Origin of the sequence: Streptomyces sp. NRRL F-5630 (assembly GCF_000719475.1) — a bacterium.
In the GTDB taxonomy this organism is placed as follows: domain Bacteria; phylum Actinomycetota; class Actinomycetes; order Streptomycetales; family Streptomycetaceae; genus Streptomyces.
Window position 1 is genome coordinate 68159 of the sequence record NZ_JOGO01000024.1, and the last position, 16705, is coordinate 84863.

At 72.9% G+C, this 16705-nt stretch carries 13 protein-coding genes; 7 read left to right on the forward strand and 6 right to left on the reverse strand.

Features of this window, described 5'->3' with window-relative positions; all coding sequences use genetic code 11:
• Window positions 1-245: 245 nt before the first annotated feature.
• Complete coding sequence (locus tag IF99_RS0114190) at window positions 246-950, reverse strand: winged helix-turn-helix transcriptional regulator (RefSeq protein WP_030996818.1); 705 nt, start codon at window positions 948-950, stop codon at window positions 246-248.
• Window positions 951-1032: 82 nt separating this feature from the next.
• Here IF99_RS0114190 and IF99_RS0114195 point away from each other — a divergent pair, with 82 nt between their 5' ends.
• On the forward strand, window positions 1033-2250 hold the full coding sequence (locus tag IF99_RS0114195; protein ID WP_030996819.1) for a pyridoxal phosphate-dependent aminotransferase: 1218 nt from the start codon (window positions 1033-1035) through the stop codon (window positions 2248-2250).
• Between the two features lie 50 nt (window positions 2251-2300).
• Here IF99_RS0114195 and IF99_RS0114200 read toward each other — a convergent pair whose 3' ends face one another.
• The gene (locus tag IF99_RS0114200) at window positions 2301-3455 is read right to left on the reverse strand and encodes a threonine synthase (RefSeq protein ID WP_030996820.1); all 1155 of its coding nucleotides are present in this window, start codon (window positions 3453-3455) and stop codon (window positions 2301-2303) included.
• 238 nt (window positions 3456-3693) lie between these two features.
• Between IF99_RS0114200 and IF99_RS0114205 the strand changes: the two genes are divergently transcribed.
• The 6 genes from IF99_RS0114205 to IF99_RS0114230 all read left to right on the forward strand — a co-directional run bounded on the left by IF99_RS0114205 (window position 3694) and on the right by IF99_RS0114230 (window position 11023).
• The gene (locus tag IF99_RS0114205) at window positions 3694-4449 is read left to right on the forward strand and encodes a GntR family transcriptional regulator (protein ID WP_030996821.1); all 756 of its coding nucleotides are present in this window, start codon (window positions 3694-3696) and stop codon (window positions 4447-4449) included.
• 298 nt (window positions 4450-4747) lie between these two features.
• Entirely contained in the window at window positions 4748-5041 is a 294-nt protein-coding gene (locus IF99_RS0114210; RefSeq protein ID WP_234340694.1) for a hypothetical protein, read from the forward strand.
• A gap of 254 nt (window positions 5042-5295) precedes the next feature.
• Window positions 5296-5688, forward strand: a complete 393-nt coding sequence (locus IF99_RS0114215) for an NUDIX hydrolase (RefSeq protein WP_030996823.1) — start codon at window positions 5296-5298, stop codon at window positions 5686-5688.
• Window positions 5689-5911: 223 nt separating this feature from the next.
• On the forward strand, window positions 5912-6319 hold the full coding sequence (locus tag IF99_RS0114220) for an ATP-binding protein (RefSeq protein WP_030996824.1): 408 nt from the start codon (window positions 5912-5914) through the stop codon (window positions 6317-6319).
• A gap of 546 nt (window positions 6320-6865) precedes the next feature.
• A complete protein-coding gene (locus IF99_RS0114225) occupies window positions 6866-9826 on the forward strand; it encodes a SpoIIE family protein phosphatase (RefSeq protein WP_107048964.1) in 2961 nt (986 codons plus the stop codon).
• A 93-nt stretch (window positions 9827-9919) separates the two neighbouring features.
• Complete coding sequence (locus IF99_RS0114230; RefSeq protein ID WP_030996826.1) at window positions 9920-11023, forward strand: membrane protein; 1104 nt, start codon at window positions 9920-9922, stop codon at window positions 11021-11023.
• A gap of 160 nt (window positions 11024-11183) precedes the next feature.
• Here the strand turns inward: IF99_RS0114230 and IF99_RS0114235 are convergent, their stop codons facing one another.
• From IF99_RS0114235 to IF99_RS0114250, 4 genes are all read right to left on the reverse strand, one after another.
• Window positions 11184-13133 carry a GH39 family glycosyl hydrolase gene (locus IF99_RS0114235; protein WP_030996827.1) on the reverse strand — a complete coding sequence of 650 codons (1950 nt, stop codon included), beginning with the start codon at window positions 13131-13133 and terminating at the stop codon, window positions 11184-11186.
• A gap of 107 nt (window positions 13134-13240) precedes the next feature.
• On the reverse strand, window positions 13241-14215 hold the full coding sequence (locus IF99_RS0114240; protein WP_030996828.1) for a carbohydrate ABC transporter permease: 975 nt from the start codon (window positions 14213-14215) through the stop codon (window positions 13241-13243).
• Window positions 14212-15195 (reverse strand): carbohydrate ABC transporter permease, encoded by a 984-nt coding sequence (locus IF99_RS0114245; protein WP_030996829.1) that lies wholly within the window; start codon window positions 15193-15195, stop codon window positions 14212-14214. The genes IF99_RS0114240 and IF99_RS0114245 overlap by 4 nt, the downstream gene beginning before the upstream one ends.
• Before the next feature lie 6 nt (window positions 15196-15201).
• Window positions 15202-16476, reverse strand: coding sequence for a sugar ABC transporter substrate-binding protein (locus IF99_RS0114250; RefSeq protein WP_030996830.1), 1275 nt, complete (start codon window positions 16474-16476; stop codon window positions 15202-15204).
• Between the last annotated feature and the right edge of the window lie 229 nt (window positions 16477-16705).

The following is a 16705-nucleotide window of genomic DNA, read 5'->3' on the forward strand; positions in this document are numbered from 1 at the left end:
GGAGGGAGCGCGGAGGGTTCGGGGCGTGCGGTCCACTGATATCGCCGCCGGTCGCGGGCGGCACGGCGGGCGGGCGCGGGGAGGGCCGTTCGGGGGAACGGTGCGGGTCGTGGGGGTGAACGCGCGGGCGGGCGCGGCGGGGGAACGCCGGGGGGACGGGGTTCTCCTCTAGGGGCGGGTCCGCGAGCCCTCGCACAGCGCCCGCGGCGCCCTCTCGCAGCGCGCCGGCCCCGGCCCGGGTACGTCTACGCCGCCGGGGCGGCGAGCCCGCGTGCCGTGCCGCTCTCTCCCGTGACCCGTACGAGCCCCTCCTTGACCGCCTCCGGCAGCGTCAGCGTGCCCTCGCCCAGGGCGCGGCACGTGTCGGCGCTCATGTGCAGGCGCGCGTCGGGGGCCTCGGCGGGGCCCTCGGCGTAGGGCGGGTGGGTGTCGGGGGTGTGCGGGCGGAGGTGGAAGAGGCCCTCCGGGAGTTCGACCTCGATGACGGCGGGCGCCGGGAGCGCGGCGGCGAGCGGGGTGAGGAGGGGGAGCGCGAGCCAGTGGGCGCGGACCGCGTCGGTGGGGCGGCGGCTCGTGAGGTCGGGGGCGCCCCAGGCCGCGAGCGCGGTGAGCACGGGCAGCAGCTCACGGCCCCGGGCGGTCAGCTCGTAGACCGAGGCGGACGAGGGGGCCGGGAGTCTGCGGCGGGTCGCGAGCCCGTCGCGCTCCATGTCGCGCAGCCGGGTCGCGAGCATGTCGGTGCTCACGCCGGGGAGGTCGGCGAGCAGATCGGTGTAGCGGCGCGGACCGGCGAGCAACTCCCGTACCACCAGCAGGCTCCAGCGGTCGCCGACCGAGTCGAGGGCGCGCGAGACCGCGCAGTACTGGTCGTAGCTCCGGCGGCGGGGCTGCGAGGGCCGGGGTGGCGACTGCCTGGTCTGCGTCTGTCGGGTCTGCGTCTGACGTGGCATGAGGCGCAGTCTAGACACAGGGTTGGACTTTCCAAGTGCCCGCTTGGTAAAACCAAGCATCACAGTTTCCGTGGAGGCATCGATGGAGTTCCGGCAGTCGAACAAGCTGAACGGGGTCTGCTACGAGATCCGGGGCCCGGTGATCGAGCAGGCGAACGCGCTGGAGGAGGCGGGCCACAGTGTGCTGCGGCTCAACACGGGGAACCCCGCGCTCTTCGGCTTCGAGGCGCCGGAGGAGATCGTCCAGGACATGATCCGGATGCTCCCGCAGGCCCACGGCTACACCGACTCGCGCGGCGTCCTCTCCGCGCGCCGCGCCGTCGCCCAGCGGTACCAGGCGCTCGGCGTCGAGGGCGTGACCGTCGACGACGTGTGGCTCGGCAACGGCGTCTCCGAACTCATCACGATGGCCGTGCAGGCGCTCGTCGAGGACGGCGACGAAGTCCTGGTGCCCGCACCGGACTTCCCGCTGTGGACCGCCGTCGTCACGCTCTCGGGCGGCAAGGCGGTGCACTACGTGTGCGACGAGTCGGCCGAGTGGAACCCCGACCTCGCCGACATGGAGTCCCGGATCACGGACCGCACGAAGGCGATCGTCCTCATCAACCCCAACAACCCGACGGGGGCGGTGTATCCGAAGGAGATCGTCGAGGGCGTGCTCGACCTCGCGCGGCGGCACGGGCTGATGGTCCTCGCCGACGAGATCTACGACCAGATCCTGTACGACGACGAAGTGCACCACAGCGCCGCGGCCTTGGGCCCCGACGTCGTCGTCCTCACCTTCAGCGGGCTCTCCAAGACGTACCGCGTGGCCGGGTTCCGGTCCGGGTGGCTCGTCGTGAGCGGGCCCCGGCAGCACGCGCGGGACTACCTGGAGGGGCTCCAGATGCTCGCCTCGATGCGGCTCTGCGCGAACGCGCCCGCGCAGTACGCGATTCAGGCGGCACTCGGCGGGCGGCAGTCCATCAGGGAACTCACTGCGCCCGGCGGGCGGTTGCGGGAGCAGCGGGACCGGGCCTGGGAGAAGCTCAACGAGATCCCGGGGGTGAGCTGTGTGAAGCCGAAGGGGGCGCTGTACGCGTTCCCGCGCATCGATCCCGCGGTGCACCCGATCGTGGACGACGAGCGGTTCGTGCTCGATCTTCTGCTGCGGGAGAAGATCCAGGTGGTGCAGGGGACGGGGTTCAACTGGGCCCGGCCCGACCACTTCCGGATTCTGACGTTGCCGTACGCGGATGACCTGGAGTCGGCGATCGGGCGGATCGGGCGGTTCCTCGCGGGGTACCGGCAGGCGGTCTGAGCGGAGGCCGGGGCGGGGCCTCGCGGGGTCCCCGCCCCGGCCCCCGTTCCTCACGTGCCGGGGGCCTCCGCCCGGGGGGCGGGCGCGGGGGCCGCCGTCCCCGTCTTCAGGCCCGCCCCGCACAGCGGGACCACCGCCTCCGCGTCTCCCACCGCGCCCTCCCGGACCGCCGCCCAGCACGCCACGCCCGTCGCCTCCACGTACAGGCCGCGCCGCGCCAGGTCCGCCTGGGCCGGGCCGATGGCGGATTCCGGGACCGTGTGGAAGGCGCCTCCCGTCGCGCGCACCGCCGCCAGGATCTGCCGGGCGCGGGGCGGGCGGGGGATGGCGATGCCCTCCGCGAGGCTCGGGGCGGCCGGGGTGTCCTCCTCGTAGAGGTCGTCCAGGCCCTCGCGCCAGGCCCGCGCCAGCGGCGAGACCGCCTCGGCCTGGACCGCGTGCAGGGCCGGGCGCCGCGGGATCAGGCCCGCTCCGTACAACTCCTCGATCGCCAGGTGGGCGCCGAGCAGCAGGGTGCCGTTGCCGACCGGGACCACGAGCGCCTCGGGGAGCCTGCCGCCCAGCTGTTCCCACAGCTCGTGCGTGTACGTCTTCGTGCCCTGCGTGAAGTAGGGGTGGAAGACGTGGCTCGCGTAGAAGACACCGGGCTCGTCCGCGGCGGTGCGGGCCGCGCGGGCCGTCGCCTCGCGGTCGCCGGGGACGCGGACGACGCGGGCGCCGTGCGCGGCGATCTGTTCCGTCTTCTTCGGGGACGTCGACTCCGGTACGTACACCGTGCACCGCAGACCCGCGCGGGCGCAGTAGGCCGCCACCGACGTCCCGGCGTTGCCGCTGCTGTCCGCAAGCACCTCGCGCACGCCCAGGCGCTTGGCCAGGCCCACGAGGAGGACCGCGCCCCGGTCCTTGAACGAGAGCGTCGGCATGAGGAAGTCCAGCTTCGCCGAGACCCGTTCGGTGAGCGGCACCAGTGGGCTGCCGCCCTCGCCGAGCGAGATGCCGGGTGCCGCGGGCGGCAGGATGTCCGCGTACCGCCACAGCGAGGCCGCCGGCCCGGCGGGAGGCGCGGGCCGGGGGTGGAAGTCGAGGTCCAGCGGGCCCGCGCAGGCGGGGCAGCACCAGGCCGGGTCCGCGAGCGGGACACGGGTGCCGTCGCGGGGGCAGAGGCGGTCGGGCAGACCGGTGAGGGGCGGTGTGTCGGGGGGCATGGGAGCGAGCCTAGGACGCGTCCGCTGCGGACCGCGCGGACGCCTTCTCGGCGCGGACGAGGCCCACGCTGCGTGAGGGGCAACTTCCCGGGGGCGGGTTTTCCGGGAGCTTTTAGCGGACAGGAAGTTCCTGCGCAAAGCCTCTTCATCACATCGGGTGAAACTTTGGCCTCCGCTTGCGGGCGACAACTTTCGGTTGTCACGCTGTGGCCGTCTGTCAACCTGATCGGAGTGGCTTGTGACTTTCGGTGAGCAGCCGGCGTATCTGCGTGTCGCGGGTGATCTCCGGCAGAAGATCGTCGACGGTTCGCTCCCGCCGCACACCCGGCTGCCCTCGCAGGCGCGCATCCGCAAGGAGTACGGGGTCTCGGACACCGTGGCCCTGGAGGCGCGCAAGGTGCTGATGGCCGAGGGGCTCGTGGAGGGGCGATCGGGCTCGGGTACCTATGTGCGCGAGCGCCTCGAACCGCGGCGGATCGCGCGCTCGGGCTTCCGCGCTCCGGCCGGGGCCTCGACCCCCTTCCGGCAGGAGCAGGCCGCCGAGGGGGTGCGGGGGTCCTGGGACGCGAGCAGCGCGCAGGAACCCGCGCCCGACGAGGTCGCCGAACGGCTCGGCGTCGAGGTGGGCGAGCGCGTCATGCGCACCCGCTACGTCTTCCGCGAGTCCGGTCGGCCGATGATGCTCTCCACCTCCTGGGAGCCGCTCTCCCTCACGGGCCGGACCCCCGTCATGCTGCCGGAGGAGGGACCGCTCGGCGGCTGCGGTGTGGTCGAGCGCATGGCGGCGATCGAGACCGTCGTCGACAACGTGGTCGAGGAGGTCGGCGCGCGCCCCGGGCTCGCCGAGGAACTGGCCCTGCTCGGCGGGGTTCCCGGACACGTCGTCCTCGTCATCTCCCGTACGTACTACGCCTCCCAGCGCGCCGTGGAGACCGCCGACCTGATTGTCCCGGCCGACCGCTACCGCCTCGCGTACCACCTGCCGGTCCGCTGAGGGCTGTCCGGCGCTGCCTCTCCGGCGCTACGCCTCCGCCTCTCCGGCGATACCCGTCCGGCGCGTCCCGTCCGCCGTGCGACGCCGTGGCACGCACTGCTCCCCCGGGCATCGCACGGCACCGCGCGGACGCGCCCTCTGGCTCCGCGCCTGGGGGCAAGTGGCCTCGTCGAGGGGCGCGTTGGGCGTGTGCGCCCCCGTGCGACCCCCGGTTTCGCGGTCCTGTGTGGCCGGTTCGTCCCCTCGTATCGTGCCAAGTCCCATGCGGTGTGTAACGGCGAGGGGTAGGGTCGGGCATATGCGAAACGGAGTTTCCACGGGGGGCGTCGCCAGGGTGGGGCGCCAGGTCCGCAGGGCCGGCACGGCCGATCCCGTCGCCTCGCTGCCCTGGCAGTTGATACGGCGTGACAACGGCGACGAGGACAGCTACCGCGTCGCCAGCTACGCCACCCGGGCCGAGGCCGAGCGCCGCGCCGAGGCCCTCAACACCCGTGTCCCCGCGCCCCGCGCGCTCTACGTCGTCGAGCACGCCGACGACCGCCCTCGCCCCGAGGGCGCCGTCGCCGGTCTGGACGAGGACCCGCTCGGGTAGGGCGGGTCCGGGAAGTCCTGCCCCCAAGGGAAGTCACGCCCCGCACGCCAAGTCCCGCGCCGTACGCGACGTCACGCACCGCCCCCACGGTGCCCGGCCCGCCCTCGCCGCACCGGCGACCCCGCATCGGCGGACCCCGCACCGGACTTCGCGGGCACGTCCTGGCCCCCGCGCCGGGGCCCGGACCCTCTAGAGTCGTCCGCCGGACGGACCGCGCCGAACGGGGCGCGGACCGGCGAGGAGGAGCGCGAGCGGTGCTGATCGACACGGTGGCCTGGGTGCGGGTCGAGGACGGGCGCGTGCTGTGCGCCCGGCCGCGCGGCAAGGACGTCTTCTACGTGCCGGGCGGCAAGCGCGAGCCCGGCGAGAGCGATGTCGACGTCCTCCTCCGGGAGGCGGAAGAGGAGCTGACCGTACGGCTCGACGCCGCGAGCGCCCGCCACCTCGGGACGTACGAGGCCGAGGTGCCGGAGTCGCCGGGGACGCGGGTGCGGATGAGCTGCTGGACCGCCGAGCACAGCGGGGACATCGCGCCGAGCAGCGAGATCGAGGAGATCGCCTGGTTCACGCTCGCCGACCGCTCCGAGGTGCCGCCCGTCGACCGCCTCCTCTTCGACGAACTCGCCAGGCGGGGACTGCTCGGCTGACGACCGCCCCCTCGCGCGGGGTGCCGCAGACACCCCCGCCGGTCCTCCGCGCCGCGCCCTCCTGCCCACCTTCCTCCCCGTCCACCGGGCGGGCTCCCCGTGCTGCGCCATTCGTGCCAACCCGCCGGGAAGTACGCGTGATGCCGTCTGAAACGCGCCGCTTGGGGCTATGGATGGCGCAAGGGATTCTCCGCCAAGGGTCTTCTACGGTCTTTCTGGGGAAGTGATCGTTTTGATCGACACCGAGGGCGTGTGCGCCGAGTGGACCTTTCCGGCTGAGCCCGGGGTGGCGCGCAGGGCCAGGGACCTGACCCGCGAGCGCCTCACCGACTGGGGCCTCGCCGCCATGACCGACGTGACGATTCTCGTCGTCAGCGAACTCGTCACCAACTCCCTCCGCTACGCCCACGGCCCCATCGGCCTGCGCCTCTCGCGCCGCAGGGACAGCCTCTTCGTGGAGGTCTCCGACCCCGTCACGCGGGGCCCACGGGAACGCAGACCCCGCCCCGACGAGGAACACGGGCGCGGCATCCGGCTCCTCAGCAGACAGTCGCGGAACTGGGGGACGAACGTGGACCCCGCGCGCACGGGCAAGACCGTGTGGTGCGAGCTTCCCATCCCGGTCGCCTGACCCACCCGCGGTCCCCTCGCCACGCCTCGTCTGAACCCCCCGTCCGAACCCCCGTACGCATTCCGCGCATTCGTCGCTTCCGTACGGCGCGGAAACAGCGGTACGGAGGCTCCGCGTGCGCCCCTGTGCTCCCGCACGCCTCCTCCTTGACGTCCCGCGCGCCTGTTCGCGCTCCGGTGCGACCCGCGCGAATCACGCCGCCCGCGCGCCCGCTGTCCCGCCTTCCGCCGCGCGCGCCGGGAGGGGTGTGCGACGCGGGCACGCAGCACGCGTGTACGAGGCGGATTAGAGCAGGGGGCGGCTGGTTAGGAGAGAGGAAGTGTCGATCTCCAGGTCAGAGCCCAGGGCAGAAGCGAGGGCCGCGTGCACGTGGGTGTGCGCGGCTGCTTTCGCGTGCGCGGGCGTGTGCGTGGCGGGGGCCGGAAAGCGTCGGGATCGGCCAGTGATCGTGAAGGCCGTTGGGTGTCGCGCCGTGGTGCTGGATACTGCGGGAAGCCGCCGCCCGGAGCGCCCCCCGGTCGCGGTGGGCTGGAGGGGACGGTACGCGTGAGCGAGATACCTGCGAGGGCGGCGGGCCCCCGCCGTACCCCGGACGAGATCGTGTGGCAGAGCAGCCCGCCGGGCTCCATCTACGACTACATCAAGGTCGCCGCCTTCTCGATAGGGCCGGACGGCACCGTCGACCAGTGGAGCGAGCGGGCCGAACGGCTCTTCGGCGTGTGCGCCGAGGACGTCGTGGGCCGCGATCCCGTGGAGGCCTTCGTGCCGCCCAGGCTGCGCGGCCAGGGACATCGCAAGCTCGCCGAGATCCTCGACGGCCGCGAGTGGACGGGGATCGTCCCCTTCCGCCTGCCCGCCCGGCAGGACCCGGCGGCGCGTGGAACCACGCTGGGTGAGGGGCCCGATCCCATCGCCGCGGACAAGGGTCCCGGCGGCGCGGAAAGCGGTTCCGGCGGCGCGGGTTCCGCTTCGGGCTGCCTCCCCGCGCGGGAGGGCGTCGCGGAGATCTACGTCATGCCCACCCGTACCGAGGACGGCGATCCGGCGGCCGTCTGCATCGCTGTGGACGTGCGCACCCTGCACGGCGTCGAGACGGACCTCGCCGCCTCGCAGGCGATTTTCGGCCAATCTCCCTTCGGGTTCGTCCTCTTCGGAACCGATCTGCGGATACGGAGGGTGAACGAACGGTTCGCCTCCGTCTTCGGCCGCCCCGCCGCGAAGCACCAGGGGCTCGGCGCGGGGGACTACCTCGTACCGGCGCAGCGCGACCGCCTGGAGGCCGCGCTGCGGCACGTCCTGGAGAAGGGCGGGGCGCTCAACGACCTCAGCCTCACAGGTACGCCCCCGGGCGAGAGTCAGCCCAGGCACTGGTCGCTCGACCTCTACCGCGTGCACAGCGGCACGGGGCGCCCGCTCGGCGTCGCCGCGCTCGCGACCGACGTGACCCGGCGCCAGGCCGCCGCGCGCGAGGCCGCGAGCGCCCGCCGCAACCTCGCCCTGCTCAACGAGGCCGGCTCGCGCATCGGCAACTCCCTGGACCTGGAGACCACCGCACGCGAACTCCTCGATGTCGCGGTCCCCGGCTTCTGCGACCTCGCCTCGGTCGACCTCTACCAGGCGCTCCTCCTCGGCGACGAGCAGGCGCCCGGGATGGCGGACGGCAGCGCCGAGCTGCGGCGGGTCGCCTTCGCGAGCGCGGTCTCCGACGTGCTGCCGTTCCTGCGCCAGCCCCAGGGCGGCGGCGCGGCCCCCGGCACGGGTGGGCCCACCCCCGGCACGGGCGGCCCGGCGCGTCCCGTGCCGCCGGTGTCCACGCCGCCACCGCCCCGTACCGAGTCATCCGCCGCGACACTGCGCGAGTCGCCCGCCGAGGTGAGTCCCGAGGAACGGATGCGGGAGTGGAGCGCCTCGCCCGCCGGGCCGTTCACGGTCGGACGGCCCAGCGCGCCCGGCGAGGGCCGGCGCGAGCGCGGCAGGCCGTGGTACGGGTACGGGCCGGGGCCCGAGGAGGCGCGGCGGCACGGGGCGGGAGCGGGCTCCGTCGATGTCGGCGCCGTGCACCGCTACCCGTCCGATTCCCCGCGCGCCCGCGTCCTGCGCACCGCGCGGTCCGAACTGCTGCCCGGCACGGACGGCGACCTCGTGCAGTCCACGCTCGCCGTGCCGATGGTCGCGCACGACAAGGTCGTCGGGCTCGCGCAGTTCGCCCGCACGAAGGGCAGCGAGCCCTTCGGCGAGCGGGACCGCTCCGTGGCCACCGAACTGGCCACGCGGGCCGCGGTCTTCATCGACAACGCGCGCCTGTACCGGCGCGAGCACGAACGCGCCCTGCTCCTGCAACGCAGCCTGCTGCCGCCCGGCGAGCCGGAGGCGGCCGGGCTGGACATCGCCTGCCGCTACCTCCCCGGCAACGAGGCGACCGAGGTGGGCGGCGACTGGTTCGACGTCATCGAACTCCCCGGTCACCGCACGGCACTCGTCGTCGGGGACGTCATGGGGCGCGGGCTGCGCGCGGCGGCGGCGATGGGTGAACTGCGTACCGCCGTCCGCACCCTCGCCCTGCTCGACCTCGAACCGGCGGAGGTGCTCTCGCACCTGGACGAGATCGCGCAGGGCCTCGGCTCGCCGCAGCAGACGACGCGGGCGGCCCGCCAGGACCAGGACACCGACCTCGCGGAGGTCTACCTCGCGACGTGCGTGTACGCCGTGTACGACTCCGTGACCCGCCGCTGCACCTTCGCCAACGCGGGCCACCTGCCGCCCGTCCTCCTGGAGCCGAGTGGCGCCCACCGGCCCGCGCTCCTCCTCGACGTGCCTCCGGGCATGCCGCTCGGCGTGGGCGGCGAGCCCTTCGAGGAGGTCACCGTCGAACTCCCCGAGGGCGCGCTCCTCGCGCTCTACACGGACGGGCTCGTCGAGTCCAGGCACCAGCCGCTCGACGAGGGTTTGCTCGCCTTCCGCAACGCCCTCACCGATCCCGGGCGTTCGCTGGAGGACATCTGCGACCAGGTCCTGCGGCGCCTGGACACGCACCATGGCGAGGACGACATCGCCCTCCTCATGGCGCGCGTGCAGGGGCTGCCCGAGGAGAACGTGGGCGACTGGACGCTGCCGCGCGACCCGCAGTCGGTCGGCAAGGCCCGCGAGTACACACGGGAGCAACTCGCCGGGTGGGACCTCGAAGCACTCGCCGACACCACGGAGCTGCTCGTCAGCGAGCTGGTGACGAACGCCCTGCGGTACGGGGACGGGGAGATCCGGCTGCGGCTGCTCCTCGACCGGTCCCTCGTGTGCGAGGTGTGGGACGAGGGACTCGTGCAGCCGAGGCGGCGACGGGCCAAGGACACGGACGAGGGAGGACGCGGGCTCCAGCTCGTCGGGCTCCTCGCCGCCTCCTGGGGCTCGCGCCGGACGCCGCACGGCAAGACCGTGTGGTTCGAGCTGGGCCTGCCGGACGGGGAGTCGAGCGGCGTGGACGCGGCGGAGGCGCTGCTGAGCCTGTTCTGACCCGGCGTCAAGATCCTTCCCTCCCCGGCGTGTCGGTTACTCTGTGCGACGTGCCGGGGGGTGGCTCCGGGCTCGGGGCCAGGAGGCGGGCGGATGCGGGCGGAGACCGTGGAGCGGCACCCGGACGGGACGGACGCGCCGGGGACACCGCCGCGAGCCCGCGCGCGCGGGCCCCGTGCGGCGCGAGTGCTGCGGCGGACGGCCCTGTGCGTGGTGCTGCTCGTCCTGGTGCCCGTGCTCGCGGCGGGAACCTGGCTGCGCTTCTCGTACGCGGGGGAGCCCGGCGACGGGACGCGGACGCGGGGGCGTGACGCGCTGTGGCTCGGGCACGCGTGGGTCGACGGGCGCAAGGACACGGGCGACCTCGACCGGCTCGTCGAACAGCTCCGCTACACCGGCGTCCGCGAGTTGTACGTCCACGCGGGCCCCCTGGAGCACGACGGCACGCTCCCGGCAAAGCGCTACCCGAAGGCGTTCTGGCTCGTCGCGGGACTCCACGAGCGCCTTCCCGGCCTCCGCGTGTCGGCCTGGCTCGGCGACGTGCTCGACACCGAGTCCCCCGAAGGGCTCGGCATGGCGGACCCCTCGACGCGCGGCGCCATCCTCACGTCCGCGCGGCAGGTGCTCGACGCCGGTTTCCAAGGCCTGCACGTCGACTTCGAGCCCCTGCACTCCGGCGACCGCGACTTCCTCGCCCTCCTCTCCCGCCTCCACACCCTCACGGCCGCGCGGCACGCCCCGCTCTCCGTCGCGGCACACCAGATCGACCCGCTCCCGAGCCTGCACACCCTCTTCGGCGCGGTCGGCGGACACGAGAAGTACTGGAGCCAGTCCTACTTCGGGCAGGTCGCCCGCCGCGTCGACCAGATCGCCGTCATGTCGTACGACACGGCGATGCCGCTGGAGAGCCTGTACGGCGGCTACGTCGCCCAGCAGACCGCACTCGCCCTCGACGCCACCCCGCCCGCGACCGACCTGCTCATGGGGATGCCCTTCTACCACGAGGACAAGCCCGGCCACCGGGCCGCCGCCGAGACCGTCCGCGCCGCCGTGCGCGGCGCCCGCCTCGGCCTCGCGCGCACCGACCGCGAACGGACCCGCTTCGGGCTCGCCCTCTACGTGGACTTCGCCGCCACGGAGACCGACTGGCGGGAGTACCGCGACAGTTGGGGCGCCCCGGTCAACCGTCTGGGGTAGCCGCGGAGGCGAGGCGGGAGCGGACATGAGGCGGGGCCGCGCGCGCCGGGAACCGCGCACGCGCCGGGGCCGGGCATGAGCCGGGGCCGGGCATGAGCCGGGGGCCGCGCGCCACCGCCAGGTGCGGTGCGCGGCCCCCGGAGGCGGGGGACCGGCCGGTTCAGGCGCGCCGCAGGCCCAGGAGGCGGATGCCCGGCATGGGCAGCTCGGCCTCCACGCGCACCGTGCCCGCCGCGTCCGCCAGGACGGGGGCGAGCGGTTCGGCGGGCAGCCGGTCGGCTTCGCGCAGCTTCGCCCACTGCGGCGCGTCCGGCCAGTCGCCGCCGCCCAGTTCCTCCCACACGGCCTTGATGTTGCCGTGCGCCTCGTCCACCCGGTACGCGCTCACCGTGTACCGCGCTCCCGGCTCAAGTCCCGTCACCCGTACGGTGACCGTCCGGTCGAGCGCGGCGGCGCCGGGGATCTTCGACTGGTCGAGCGTGCCGTTCCACACGAGCACGTCCACGGCCGAGCCGTCCTCGGCGCGGGTCGCGAGCGCCTCGACCGTCGCGTCCGCCCCGTCGCCGCTCACGGTCACGGGGGCGCGGTCGCCGGCGAGCCGGTCGAGCAGCCACAGCGCCCAGAAGCGCGGCTTGCGCAGGTTGCCGACGGTGAGCAGCCCGAAGCCGCCGTGGAAGAGCTTCGGCGGCCAGCCCAGTTCCTCGAACTGGTCCGTCGCGACCCAGTAGGCGAGCGCGTCGGTCGAGGCGAGCGCCGACTTCATGCCGCGCAGCACGAACGGCGCGGAGAAGACGGAGTCGCTCACCGGGTGGAAGTGGGTCGGCGTGACGCCCCACTCGGTCCACAGGATCTCCGGCTCGGGCCGCCCGGTCGCCTCGGCGTAGGCGCGGGTCAGCGGCCGGAGATCGAGCGGCGCGTTCCCGTACGTATGTGTCGAGACGAAGTCGACGGGCAGGTCCTCGGCGCGGCAGTACTCCAGGAACGCGCCGACCCAGCCGGCCGCCGCCGAGGAGGGCCCGCCGACGCGGATGCGCGGGTCGGCGGCCTTCACAGCCCGTGCCGCGTACGCGTACAGCAGGTGGTAGTCGTCCTGCGTGCCGTTCCAGAAGACTTCGAGGTTCGCCTCGTTCCACACCTCGAACTCCCAGCCGGCGACCTCGTCGCGGCCGTAGCGCTCCTGGAGGTGGACGACGAGGGCGTGGCACAGCTCGCCCCAGCGCTCCCAGGACGTGGGCGTCGAGACGAGCGCCTTGTAGTCGAAGACCGTGTACTCCGGGTCCCGCGCGAGTTCCTTCGGCATGAAGGAGAGCTCGACGACGGGCTTGAGCCCGGTGGCGAGGAAGCGGTCGTAGACCTCGTCGAGCCCGGAGAAGTCGAAGGTGCCGTCGGGGCGCACCGTGACCGTCTCGGGGAGGAAGGTGCCGTGGGCGCGGACCGCGCGGACACCGAGTTCGTCCCGTACCCTGCCGAGCGCCTCGTGGTACTCGGCGGCCGTGTCGGAGCCGCCGGGGCCCGGCTTGTCCCGGAGCAGGAGCGAGAGGTGCTCGGCGCCGATGATCCTGTTCCACACGCGGGGCAGCGGGCTCGTGGGGGCGGCGGCGTCGACCGCGACCTCGACGGCGGCGGGCGTCCGCTCCCGGTCCTTCGGGCGGCCGGTCACGGTCCGCGCGCTCAGCGGGCCCGCGCCGTCGTCGGTCCAGCTCGCGACCTTGTAGCAGTAGGCGCGGCCCGGCTCCACGAGGGTGTCGGCGTACGGCGGGTGCGGGACGGCGAGGACGTCGCCGCCCAGGTGGTCGAGCGGCGTGAAGGGGCCGTCGGGGGAGTCGGCGCGGTGGACGAGGTAGCCGAGCGCGCCCTCGACGGGCTCCCAGTCGAGCCGTACGAGCCCGGTGCCGTCCTCGGCGCTCAGCCCGGCCGGGGCCGCGACCGTCGCCGTGCCGGTGAGCCGGGTGTCGCTGGGCTTGCCGATGCGCTGCTCCCAGTCGGAACGGGCGGCGGACTTCTGCGGCGCGGCGACGGACTTCTCCGGCGCGGGGGTGGGGGCGTCCGGTGCGGCGGTGGGGGCGTCCTGCGCGGGGGAACGCGTCGGCGTGGCAGGCGTTTCGGGCATGGCGAACGGAACCTTTGCTGGGGGAGAGGGAGAAGAGGCGGTACGGGCCGGGCGCGCGGGGCGGGTGGTGCCCGGGACCCGTACCGGGGATCGCGCGAGGGGCGTGGCTACTTGAGCCCGGCCGTCGCGAGATCCGGCTTGAAGTGCCGCTGGAGCACGAGGAACACGAGCAGGACCGGCAGCACCACGAGGAGCGAGCCCGCCATCAGGACACCGTTCGAGCCGGCGGCCCTGTTGGGGTCGTTCGCGAAGGTCGCGAGCGCCACGGGCAGCGTGTACTTGTCCGGGTCGTTGGTCGCGATCAGCGGCCACACGAAGTTGTTCCACGAGCCGAGGAAGGTCAGGATGCCGAGCGTCGCGAGGGCGGGCTTGACCAGCGGCATCACGATCCGCCAGAAGATGTACCACTCGCTCGCGCCGTCCATCCGCGCCGCTTCGAGCAGCTCGTCCGGGATCGACTGCGCGAACTGCCGCATGAGGAAGACGCCGAAGGCACCGGCCGCGAAGGGCAGCACCAGACCCGCGTAGCTGTCGAGCAGGCCCAGCTTGTTCATCAGCACGTACATCGGCAGCAGCATCAGGTTGCCCGGCACCATGAGGGCGGCGAGCACGAGCGCGAAGACCTTGTCGCGGCCGAAGAAGTCGAGCTTCGCGAGCGCGTAGCCCAGCATCGAGCAGAAGACCAGGTTGCAGACCGTCACGAGCACGGCGACGATCACGGAGTTCATGAAGTACAGCGGCAGGTCGAGCTTGTCGAGCAGCGCGCGGAACTGGTCGAGCGTCCACTCCGAGGGAATCCAGACGGTCGTGGAACCGCCCAGCTCCTCGTCGGTCTTGAAGGCCGAGAGCGCCATCCAGAGGAAGGGCGCGGCCATGACGAGCAGACCGGCCGACAGGGCGACGTACGTGAGGGGCTTGCGGAGCCGCTCGCCCGGGGCGCGCTTCGGTGCCCGCCGGGGGCGTCCGGGGTCCTGGCCGGCGTCGTGGCCGGGATCGTGCCCCGGGGCCTTCGTGGAGTCCGTCCCGGGGTCGCCGGGCCGCTCGCCCGGGGTACGGCGCGGGGCCGGTGTCGTGGCGCTCACTTCGTGTTGTCCTTCAGCAGTCGGAGCTGGAGCACCGTGATGGCCATGATCACTACGAAGAGGACGTACGCCATCGCGCTCGCGTAGCCCATGTGGAAGAAGTTGAAGCCTTCCTTGTACATGTCCAGCGACACGGTGAGGGTGCTGTTGTTGGGGCCGCCCTGCGTCATCACGAAGGGTTCCTCGAAGACGTTGAGGAAGCCGATCGTGGTGATGACGGTCGAGTAGAGCAGCGTCGGGCGGAGGAGCGGGACCGTGATCCTCCGCAGCTCCTGGAAGGCGCCCGCGCCGTCGAGCTTCGCGGCCTCGCGCACCTCCTGCGGGATCGCCTGGAGGCCCGCGATGAGCAGGACCATGACGTTGCCGAGGTTGCGCCACACGGCCATCGCGATCATGGACGGCATCGCGAGGCGCTCGTCGCCGAGGAAGTCGGGCGAGGTGAGCCCGACCGCGTCGAAGAGCCCGGCCACGAGCCCGTCGCCCGGGTCGAGCACGAAGCGCCACACGACGGCGACCGCGACGATCGTGGTCACGACGGGTGCGTAGAAGCCGACCCGGAAGAAGGTCCGCGCGCGGTCGACGCCGTTGTTGAGCAGGACCGCGACGAGGAGTCCCGCGCCGATCGTGACCGGCACTCCGACGACGACGAAGTACCCGGTGTTGAAGAGGGACTTCAGGAACTTGTCGTCCTGGAAGAGGTTGACGTAGTTGTCGAGGCCGACGAACTTCGCGTCGAAGGGGCGGGTCACGTTGGCGAGGCCGAAGTCGGTGAAGCTCATGAGGAGCGTCGCGACGATCGGCAGCGCCATGAAGACGGCGAAGAGGACGAGGAACGGGGCGGAGAAGAGCCAGCCCGCCAGGTGGTGCCTGCGCACCGAACCGCCCCGGCGGCCGGGCCCGGACCCCCGGCCCCGGCGCGAGGCGGGGGCGGGCGGGCCCTGCGTGACCGCCGGAGCGGCCGTGTCTGCCGTGCTGCTCATGACCGCTTACCCCAGGAGGCTTTCGATCTCGGACTGGGCCTTGTCCAGGGCCGACTTGGCGCTCGCCTTGCCCTGGGTCACCTGCTCGATCGCGTCGTCGACCTTCGAGGAGATCTCCGACCACTTCGCGAGCGCGGGCGAGGTCTTCGAGTTCTCGACCTGCGTGCGGAAGACCTGGAGGTTCTTGTCGGTCGCGAGTTCGCCGCTGTCCCAGGCGGAGGTGCGGGCCGGGAGGTCGCCGCTCGCCTTGTAGAACTCCGTCTGGCCCTTGGCGCTCGTCAGGTACTTCACGAAGTCCGTGGCGGCGGCCTTGTGGTCGCTGTCCTTGGAGATCACGAGCGAGGAGCCGCCCGCCATGGAGGTCGCCGACTCGTCGCGCGGCACCGTGGTGATGCCCCACTTCCCCTTGAGGCCCGGGTGCGTCTGGTTGATCGAGCTGATCTGCCAGGGGCCGGAGAAGAACATCGGCACGGAGCCGCTGTCGAAGTCCTTGAGCACGTCGTACCCGGGGGTGACGCTCTTCTTCGCGAGGCCCTTGCTGAAGTACGTGCCGTACTCCGTGAGCGCGCGGACCGCCTCGGGGCTGTTGACAACGGCCTTCTTGCCGTCGTCGCTGACGATCTGGCCGCCCGCCGAGTACAGGAAGGGGTAGAAGCTCTGCACCGCGTCGGTGCCCGAGGGCTGGATCGACAGGCCCCACCGTGTACCGGCCTGCTTCTGGTACGCGGTGGCGAGGGCCTTCATGTCCTTCCACGTCTTCGGCGCCTCGGTGATCCCGGCCTTCTCGGCGAGGTCCGTGCGGTAGTAGACGACGCGCGTGTCGACGTACCACGGCACGCCGTAGGCGGTGTCGTCCACGACGCCCTGCTTCCAGGACGAGGGGAAGAAGTCCTTCTCCTGGAAGGTCTTCGTGTCGACCGGCTCCAGCACGCCCAGCTCGGAGAACTCGCCCATGTAGCTCCCGCCCATCTGCGCGATGTCGGGGAGCTTGCCCGCCGCGGCGGCGGAGACGAGCTTCTGGTGCGCGACGTCCCAGCCGACCGGGGTCACCTTGATGGTGAGGTTCGGGTGCGACTTCTCGTACGTCTTGGCGATGTCGGCGAGCTTCTCGCCCTCGGCGCCCATGCCCCAGACCGTGAGCGTCTGCTTCTCGTCGGCGGAGACGCCACCGCCGCCGGAGCCGCCGCAGGCGGCGATGACGACCATGGCGGCGATCGAGGCAGCGGCGACCGTGGTGTTCCGCACGGTCTTCCGGGCGCGGAGTCTCGCGGGGCGGTTCATGACGTGCTCCTCCTTGAGCGGGTTCCTCGCCGGTGCGAGCGGCGGGAATGTATGCGCTGTCTGTAAGCGCATACATCACTCTGGCGCGAGAGACGGCGCGGGCGCAAGAGGGGTCTACGTCACACTTCGTGGATGTTCTGCGGAGGGGGTGTGCGGTGCGCGGGGGCGGGGGAAGGGGAGTGGCTCGCGTGCCCTCCCTGTGAATTGTCCCGCATCGGGGGGATTGGGG

What these genes read in the sequence shown, in the direction of transcription:
- IF99_RS0114195 (WP_030996819.1), top strand. Translation starts at nt 1,033, where the DNA reads ATGGAGTTCCGGCAGTCGAACAAGCTGAACGGGGTCTGCTACGAGATC.
- IF99_RS0114235 (WP_030996827.1), bottom strand. Translation starts at nt 13,133, where the DNA reads ATGCCCGAAACGCCTGCCACGCCGACGCGTTCCCCCGCGCAGGACGCC.
- IF99_RS0114190 (WP_030996818.1), bottom strand. Translation starts at nt 950, where the DNA reads ATGCCACGTCAGACGCAGACCCGACAGACGCAGACCAGGCAGTCGCCA.
- IF99_RS0114200 (WP_030996820.1), bottom strand. Translation starts at nt 3,455, where the DNA reads ATGCCCCCCGACACACCGCCCCTCACCGGTCTGCCCGACCGCCTCTGC.
- IF99_RS0114210 (WP_234340694.1), top strand. Translation starts at nt 4,748, where the DNA reads ATGCGAAACGGAGTTTCCACGGGGGGCGTCGCCAGGGTGGGGCGCCAG.
- IF99_RS0114250 (WP_030996830.1), bottom strand. Translation starts at nt 16,476, where the DNA reads ATGAACCGCCCCGCGAGACTCCGCGCCCGGAAGACCGTGCGGAACACC.
- IF99_RS0114245 (WP_030996829.1), bottom strand. Translation starts at nt 15,195, where the DNA reads ATGAGCAGCACGGCAGACACGGCCGCTCCGGCGGTCACGCAGGGCCCG.
- IF99_RS0114230 (WP_030996826.1), top strand. Translation starts at nt 9,920, where the DNA reads ATGCGGGCGGAGACCGTGGAGCGGCACCCGGACGGGACGGACGCGCCG.